4 protein-coding genes and 1 pseudogene are annotated in these 8420 nt (G+C 62.6%); 3 read left to right on the top strand and 2 right to left on the bottom strand.

The genetic code is table 11. The annotated features are described in order from the left end of the window. Positions 1–137: 137 nt before the first annotated feature. The gene (locus NW852_RS08350) at positions 138–4100 is read left to right on the top strand and encodes a magnesium chelatase subunit H (RefSeq protein WP_414370693.1); all 3963 of its coding nucleotides are present in this window, start codon (positions 138–140) and stop codon (positions 4098–4100) included. 63 nt (positions 4101–4163) lie between these two features. On the opposite strand, the gene NW852_RS08345 is transcribed toward NW852_RS08350, so the two are convergent. After that, positions 4164–5006 (bottom strand): prepilin peptidase, encoded by an 843-nt coding sequence (locus NW852_RS08345; RefSeq protein ID WP_414370695.1) that lies wholly within the window; start codon positions 5004–5006, stop codon positions 4164–4166. A 76-nt stretch (positions 5007–5082) separates the two neighbouring features. Next, positions 5083–5283 (bottom strand): hypothetical protein, encoded by a 201-nt coding sequence (locus NW852_RS08340; protein WP_414330572.1) that lies wholly within the window; start codon positions 5281–5283, stop codon positions 5083–5085. Between the two features lie 301 nt (positions 5284–5584). Between NW852_RS08340 and NW852_RS08335 the strand changes: the two genes are divergently transcribed. Together NW852_RS08335 and NW852_RS08330 are read left to right on the top strand one after the other, a co-directional pair. Further along, positions 5585–7840 (top strand): ComEC/Rec2 family competence protein, encoded by a 2256-nt coding sequence (locus NW852_RS08335; RefSeq protein ID WP_414426637.1) that lies wholly within the window; start codon positions 5585–5587, stop codon positions 7838–7840. A gap of 107 nt (positions 7841–7947) precedes the next feature. Next, positions 7948–8420, top strand: a pseudogene (locus tag NW852_RS08330) (site-specific DNA-methyltransferase); the annotation flags it as partial.

Here is an 8420-nt window from a genome sequence, read left to right as displayed (position 1 = left end):
TTGCGAATTGTTACGAGGCTGGCGTTATGCCCCCAGCAGGGATCCGGTTCTCTGGTAGAACGGGAAACAGGCGCTGGGGAAGAATGCCCATTCCCGGCCCACTTGCTTTTTTGCATTGCACAAGGGAGAGCGACTGCATGTTTACTCTGGTTAAGCCCATCACCCGCCACGTGACCCCTGCTGAGCTGGGGGGGCGCCGACTGATGAAGGTGGTGTACGTGGTGTTGGAGCCGCAGTATCAGAGTGCCCTGACGGCGGCGGTGCAGCGCATCAATGCCCAGAACCCCAAGCTGGCGGTGGAGCTGTCTGGCTACTTGGTGGAAGAGCTGCGGGATCCCGCGGGGTATGAGGCTTTCCGGCGGGATCTGGAGACGGCCAATGTCTTTATCGGCTCCTTGATCTTCATTGAGGACATTGCCCAGAAGGTGGTACAGGCAGTAGAACCCCTGCGGGAGCGGCTGGATGCGGTGGTGGTGTTCCCCTCCATGCCAGAGGTGATGCGCCTTAATAAGCTGGGATCCTTTTCCATGGCGCAACTGGGCCAATCTAAGAGCGCCATTGCCCAGTTCATGCGCAAGCGCCAACAGGGAGCCAACTTCCAAGAGGGGATGCTGAAGCTGCTGCAGACGCTGCCCAAGGTGTTGAAGTACCTGCCCTTCGACAAGGCCCAGGATGCCCGCAACTTCATGCTCAGCTTCCAGTACTGGCTGGGCGGATCCCGCGAGAACCTGGAGAACTTTTTGCTGATGCTGGCGGATCGCTACCTGCCGGGGATGCGGGGACAGCTCTCCTTTGCCGAGCCAGTCACCTATTTGGAGATGGGCATTTGGCACCCGCTGGCGCCGCAGATGTTTGCCAGCCTGGCAGAGTATTGGGATTGGTACAATGCCCGCGAGGATCTGCCGGAAGACGTGAAGGATCCCCTGGCTCCCTGCGTGGGGCTGGTGCTGCAGCGCACCCACCTGGTGACGGGGGACGATGCCCACTACGTGGCCATGGTGCAGGAGTTGGAGTCGCGGGGGGCGCGGGTGGTGCCGGTGTTTGCCGGCGGCTTGGACTTCTCCAAGCCGGTGAACGAGTTTTTCTGGAATGAGCAGAAGACGGCGCCAATTGTGGATGTGGTGGTGTCGCTAACCGGGTTTGCCCTGGTGGGCGGGCCGGCGCGGCAGGATCACCCCAAGGCCGTGGAGGCGCTGCAACGGCTCAATCGCCCCTACATGGTGGCGCTGCCCTTGGTGTTTCAATCCACAGAGGAATGGGCCACTAGTGACTTAGGCCTGCACCCGGTGCAGGTGGCGCTGCAGATTGCCATTCCTGAGCTGGATGGGGCCATCGATCCCATCATCCTCTCGGGCCGGGACGCCGCCACCGGCAAGGCCCATGCTCTGCAGGATCGGATTGAGCTGATTGCAGCGCGGGCCATCAAGTGGGCCAATCTGCGGCGCAAGCCCAAGCTGGAGAAGAAGATCGCCATCACTGTCTTCAGCTTCCCGCCAGACAAAGGCAATGTGGGGACAGCAGCCTACTTAGATGTGTTTGCCTCCATCCACCGCGTCATGCAGGCCCTGGCCCACAACGGCTACGACCTGGGGCCGGAGCTGCCCAAAACGCCGCAGGAGTTGATGGAGGCCATCCTGCACGATGCCCAGGCCCAGTACGCCAGCCCGGAGCTGAACGTGGCTGCCAAGCTGTCGGTGCGGGAATACGAGGCCCTGACGCCCTATGTCAAAGCCATTGAAAAATATTGGGGGCCACCCCCAGGGCACCTGAACACCGACGGGCAAAATCTGCTGATTTACGGCAAGCACTTTGGCAACGTGTTCATCGGGGTGCAGCCCACGTTTGGCTACGAAGGGGATCCCATGCGGCTGCTTTTTTCTAGATCGGCCAGCCCCCACCACGGTTTTGCCGCCTACTACACCTATTTGGAGAAAGTGTGGGGAGCCGATGTGGTGGTGCACTTTGGCACCCATGGCTCTTTGGAGTTCATGCCCGGTAAGCAAATTGGCATGTCGGGCGAGTGCTACCCGGATAATTTGATTGGATCCCTGCCCAACCTCTACTACTACGCCGCCAACAATCCCAGCGAGGCCACCATTGCCAAGCGGCGCGGCTACGCTTGCACCATCAGCTACCTGACACCGCCGGCAGAGAATGCCGGCCTCTACAAGGGGCTGCAGGAGCTGCGGGAGCTGATTGGCTCTTACCAAACCCTGCGGGAGGGGGCACGGGGCATTGCCATTGTCAACGCCATCTGTGACAAGGCGCGCCTGGTCAACCTGGATAAGGATGTGGAGCTGCCAGAGGGGGATGCTGCCCAGCTGACTCTGGAAGAACGGGACACAGTGGTGGGCAAGCTCTACGCCAAGCTAATGGAGATTGAGTCGCGGCTATTGCCCTGTGGTCTGCATGTCATCGGGGCGCCCCCCACGGCAGAGGAGGCCATTGCCACGCTGGTCAGCATCGCCAGCATTGACCGCCCAGAAGAAGGGATCCTTGGCCTGCCTCGCATTATTGCCCAGAGCCTAGGCCGGGATATCGACGAGATCTACCGCAACCGGGATCGGGGGCACCTGGCGGATACGGAGCTGCTGGATCGCATCAACAAGGCCTGCCACAAGGCAGTGGCGGCCCTGGTGCAGGAGCAAACCGACGCCCAGGGGCGGGTCTCCAGGGTAGCTAAGCTCAACTTCTTCAACATGGGACGGCAGGCGCCCTGGCTGGTGGCCCTGAAGGAGGCGGGCTATCCCCAGGTGGATGCAGAGCTGCTCAAGCCTCTGTTTGAGTTTTTGGAAGAGTGCCTTAAGCAAATTACGGCTGACTACGAGCTGGGATCGCTGCTGCGGGCCTTGGAAGGGGAGTACATCCTGCCGGGGCCCGGCGGGGATCCCATCCGCAACCCCAATGTGTTGCCGACGGGGCGCAACATCCATGCTCTAGATCCCCAGTCCATCCCCACCGCAGCGGCCATTAAGTCAGCGGAGATCGTGGTGGAGCGGCTGCTAGCCCGCGAGTTGAGCGCCAACGGCGGCAGGTACCCGGAAACCATCTCGGTGATGCTCTGGGGCACGGACAACATCAAGACTTATGGGGAATCGCTGGCCCAGGTGCTCTGCCTTCTGGGAGTGCGTCCCAAGCCGGATGCTCTGGGGCGGGTGAACAAAGTGGAGCTCATCCCCTTGGAGGAGCTGGGGCGGCCCCGCATCGACGTGGTGGTGAACTGCTCCGGCGTGTTCCGGGATCTCTTTGTCAACCAAATGGCTCTCCTCGACCGGGCGGTGAAGCTGGCGGCCCTGGCCGATGAGCCGCTGGAGCTGAACTTTGTGCGCAAGCACGCCCTCCAGCAGGCCAAGGAGTTGGGGCTGACGCTGGAGCAGGCGGCAACGCGGGTCTTTTCCAACGCCTCCGGCTCCTACTCGGCCAACATTAGCCTGGCGGTAGAAAACAGCTCCTGGGAAGACGAGAGCGAGCTGCGGGAGATGTATCTATCCCGCAAGTCCTTTGCCTTTGGCTCCAATCTGCCCAACCAGCAGATGCGGCAGCTTTTTGAGGCCAGCCTAAAGACGGTGGACGTTACCTTCCAGAATCTGGATTCGTCGGAGATCAGCCTGACGGATGTCAGCCACTACTTCGATGCGGATCCCACCAAGCTGGTGCAGAGCCTGCGCCCGGACGGCAAGGCCCCCTCGGCCTACATGGCGGATACCACCACGCCCAACGCCCAGATCCGCACCCTGAGTGAGACGATCCGCCTTGATGCTCGCACCAAGCTGCTCAACCCCAAGTGGTACGAGGGCATGCTCAAGCACGGCTACGAAGGGGTGCGGGAGATCGCCAAGCGGCTGGTGAACACCTCCGGCTGGTCGGCCACGGCGGGCGCAGTGGACAACTGGATCTACGAGGAAACCAACGAGACCTTCATCAAGGACGAGGCGATGCGGCAGCGGCTGATGAACCTCAACCCCCACTCCTTCCGGCGTATCGTCGGCACCCTGCTGGAGGTGCACGGGCGTGGCTACTGGCAGACTTCTCAGGCCAATATCGAGCGCCTGCAGGAGCTGTACCAAGAAGTGGAAGACCGGATCGAGGGGGTGGAATAGGGGCCAAAGGGGATCCCTGCCGATCGTTGGCGCCGTTGCCACTGGAAGAGGGGTGAGGGAGTTCTACCCCAGCAACCCCGACCAGTGCAGGTAGGCTTCCATCAGGGGGGATCCCGCCAGAGCGGCCACGGCACCGCCCAGAGCCAAGTAGGGGCCGAAGGGGATGGGTTTGCCCAGGCGGGCCTTTCCTTTGGCCATGGCCAGCAGGCTGCCCAGCAAACCCAACCCAGAGCCCAAGATGAGGGCCACCACCACCCCTTGCCAGCCCAGCCACATGCCGACTAGAGCCAGCAGCTTGCCATCTCCTCCGCCCATGGCCTCCCGCTGCAAAACCCAGCGGGCAACAAAGCCAATGCCCTCCAGCAACCAAATGCCCAACACGGCCCCCGCGATCCCGGCCACCAGCGACAGGCCCATGGCCGCCAGGGATCCCGACCCTTCCAGCCAGGGCAGCGCCAAGCGGGCCACCAGCCCCGCCACCAAGCCGGAGCGGGTGAGCTCCTCCGGCAGCAAAAACGTATCCAGATCAACCAGCGCCAGGGCCAGCAGCCAGCCCAACAAGACACAGGTGAGGATCCCGCGGGGGGAAAATCCCAAGATGGCGATGCTGAGGCCGAACAGCCCCAGGGTCAAGGCCTCAACGGCAGGGTAGCGCCAGCTAATCCGCGCACCGCAGTGGCGGCAGCGGCCCCGCAGCAGGAACCAGCCCAGAATGGGGATGTTCTCCGTGGGGCCCAGGGGCGTCTTGCAGTAGGGACAATGGGATCCAGGATAAAGCAGAGAGAGGCCCCGCGGCAGGCGATAGACTACCACGTTGAGAAAGCTGCCCACACAGGCTCCCAGCACCAACACCAGCACCCAGCCCAACAGGCGCAGCTCCCAGGTGCTGGCAAGGAAGTTCACCATCGCAGCCGTCCAGAGGGAGAACAAGAGGCTTGCTCTGCTATCGTAGGCGCTTAGGCTCGGCTTGGGCAGAAGGGCCTCATCGGAGCGGTTCCAACTGCTGCAAGGGGATGAAGGTTTCTTGAGGCAGCAGAATGGGAAACTCAGAAAAGATCAGATCCCCTCTCAGGGTACGGCGATGGATGACCACGCCCCGCGGCGGCTGCTCCAGCACCTCCGGTCGATGCTGCAGATGGAATTGATAGATCTGACGAGCTGCTTGCAGCAAAGCGCTGTCCATGTGCGGTTTCCCCACCTTGCGAAGCCCACTATCACCCTAACGACCCTGCCAAGATTCTCTGGGATTGAAAAGGGAGGATGCCCGCTCCTGTACTTGGTAGCGAGCTGATGCGCCTCACCTCTTGGCAGCTTAAACCCTAGAATATCGCCGTCAACAGCCAGTGGGTCATTACGTCTCAGTTTAACCTTGCAAGAGGGAGTTTGCGGGCTCTTGCTGGGTCGGCAAGCGGTCAAGGTTAAGACAAGGCCATGGATCCTGCCTGAGGGCGACAGTACAGTGGGGGCAAACGCGCTGCGAGGAGATGGAGAGAACCTATCTGCTGGGGCTGGGCTGGATCCTGGGCCTGTTGCTGCGGGCCTGGCCGGCGGTGAGCGGCTGGGGCTGGGGGATCCCGCTGGCGTTGGGATTGGCGGGCTCCCTGGTGTGGCGGCGGCAACTGCGTTTGGCCCGCACCTGGCTGGCGATGGGGCTGGTGGGGTGTTTAGCCTGGGCCTACCTGGGCTGGCGGCAGCCGGTTCCCGGCCCGACGGATATCAGCCTGCTGGCCCCACAGCCGCAGATGAGCCTGGTGGGCACCGTTCTTTCAGAGCCCCGTCCCACCCGCAGCGAGCGGCGGCAGTTTTGGCTTGAGGCGGAGCAGGTGTTGGAGGCCAACTCCACCGCTCGCCAGGTGAGCGGCAAGCTCTACGTCACTGCCAGCCCTGAAGCTCTCCCAAGCCAGGATCTCCATCCCAACCAGCGGGTGCGCCTGACGGGATCCCTCTACCTCCCCAGTCCAGCCCTGAACCCAGGCAGCTTTGATTTTCAGGTCTATCTGCAGCGCCAGGGAGCTTTTGCGGGGTTCAGCGCTCGCGAGGTGATTCCCCAACCGGGCGGGAGGGGCTGGGGAGGTTGGGTGTTGCGGCGGCGGGTGCGGGAGGCGTTCATTGCTGGGCTGGGGGAGCGGCAGGGGAACCTCTTGGCTTCCTTGGTGCTGGGATCCCGCGCTGCGCAATTGGATTTTGATTTGCAGGATGCCTTTCGGGAAGTTGGCCTGGCCCACGTCCTGGCGGCCTCTGGGTTTCACGTGTCCCTGGTGGTGGGGGTGGTGTTTGTCCTAACGCGGCGGCTGCCGGTGCGCCTGCAGCAAGGGATCCTCCTGGCGGTCTTGGGGATTTACCTCACCTTGACGGGGTTTACGCCTTCGGTGCTGCGGGCGGCGGTGATGGGGGTGGCGGCCATGCTGGTACTGACGGAGCCCAGACTGGAAGGAAAAGTTAGGCTTGACCCCCTGGGGACGCTGCTGGTGGCGGCAGTTTTGCTCTTGATCTACCAGCCCCTGTGGATTACGGACTTGGGGTTTCAGCTTAGCTTTGCTGCCACCTTGGGGCTGCTGGTGGGGACGGCGCCGATCGTGTCCCGGCTGGACTTTTTGCCGCCGGCGGTGGCTACCGCTCTGGCCGTTCCGCTGGCCGCCCAGATCTGGACCCTGCCGCTACAGGTGGTTATCTTTGGCCGCATCCCCACCTACTCGCTGCTGGCCAACCCGCTGCTATTGCTTCTAGTAGTGCCGCTGCTGGTGGCAGGGTTTGGGGCGGCCCTGGTGGCCTTGATCTGGCCGGGGCTGGGATCCCTGCTGGCCCGGCCCTTGACGTTTTTGCTCACGCCTTTGATTAACTGGGTGAGCTGGATGGCCGGCTGGCCCCTAAGCTCCTACTACACCGGCAGGGTCTCGCTGCTGCAGTGCCTGCTCCTCTACGGGGCGCTGGTGGCCCTGACCTTTTGGCCCCGCTGGCGGCGGGCTTTCCGCTGGCAGGGTACTGCTCTGGTTATGGCTGCCATCCTGCTGGGGCCGAGGCTGTGGCCGGGGCCGCCAGTTCAGATCACGGCTTTGGCCAGTGGCCGTATCCCCATCCTGGCCATCCAAGCCGAAGGACGCCATCTCTTACTGAACAGTGGCGATCCCCGCTTGGCCGAGCGCACGGTGCTGCCCTTTTTGCGGCAGCAGGGCCTGCGCCGTCTGGAAGGGGCGGTGGCCATGGCCTCTGCCGGCTCGGCCAATGGGGGCTGGGAGATCCTGCTTTCGGCTTTCTCCATCGGGCAGTTCTGGGATGGGGGCGGCGTCAATGCCGCCTCGGACAGCTACCTGCGCTCCCTCAGCGCCGTGCAAGCAGCCGGGATCCCCTATCAAGTCTTGCGGCCTGCGGATTGGATCCCTTTTTCGGAGCGGCTGAAGCTGCAGGCTGTCCACACCAACCCTCTGGTGTTGACCCTGGAGGCGGAGGGATCCCGTTGGCTGCTCTTGGGATCCGCCGGCACCAACGTCCAGGCTGAGCTAACCGGATCCCCCCTGCTGCCGGCCCAGATCGACTGGCTGTGGTGGGATGGGGGATCCATAATCTTGGACTTGCTGGAGCGCTTTCAGGTGCAGGCAGGCATCAGCTCCGGCCCTGTTGGCGAGGCAGTAGCTACTTGGTTTCGGCAAAAGCAGCGGCCCCTCTACATTGCCGAGCGTGTTGGAGCAGTGAGCTGGTCGCGGCAGGGCGTGCAAACCCTGAGGGCGCAACTGGACGGATAGGTGGCTTGGGAGAGAAAAGCTGACGCGACAGCTCGGTGTTGGATCAAAAGTTAGTCTCAAGCTAGCCTTCCCAATAGGCCCACGACGAAACCCATAGGCAGGACTGGATGGCAGGAAAGAAAACCGATACCAAACGCGCGATCGAGTCCTACGAGCACCGCGACAAAGAGCGCGTCAACAACCCGCTCGTGGGGCTGGTAACGCCCGAGAACGACCCCGACGCAGGCCAAAAGAAAAAGCGCTACGCCTACGACCCCCACCTTGACCCGCAACTCGTCTGGGCGGGCAAGGCCGAGCATACCTCGTTCGAGGTGCCGACTGTCTCCCTGCACGTCCACGAGCGCATCGATCCGCGCACCATCATCGAAGCGGTACGGAAGAAGAACGGCCAAGCCGAACCCGTGCAACTGGGGCTATTCGAAGAAGAACGTAAGGAACCGTTGCGCCAGGCCATCGAGTTCTACCAGCACAAGCACGGGTGGACCAACCGCCTGATTGCCGGCGATAGCCTGCTCGTGATGAACTCACTGCTGGAAAAGGAGGGGATGGCCGGCAAGGTGCAGATGATTTACATCGACCC

It is taken from the genome of Synechococcus sp. H60.1 (assembly GCF_047462335.1).
Lineage (GTDB): Bacteria > Cyanobacteriota > Cyanobacteriia > Thermostichales > Thermostichaceae > Thermostichus.
This window is presented reverse-complemented; position numbering and strand designations above follow the sequence as displayed.

Coding starts and splice junctions, on each gene's coding strand:
- NW852_RS08350 (WP_414370693.1), top strand. CDS start 138: ATGTTTACTCTGGTTAAGCCCATCACCCGCCACGTGACCCCTGCTGAG.
- NW852_RS08345 (WP_414370695.1), bottom strand. CDS start 5,006: ATGGTGAACTTCCTTGCCAGCACCTGGGAGCTGCGCCTGTTGGGCTGG.
- NW852_RS08340 (WP_414330572.1), bottom strand. CDS start 5,283: ATGGACAGCGCTTTGCTGCAAGCAGCTCGTCAGATCTATCAATTCCAT.
- NW852_RS08335 (WP_414426637.1), top strand. CDS start 5,585: ATGGAGAGAACCTATCTGCTGGGGCTGGGCTGGATCCTGGGCCTGTTG.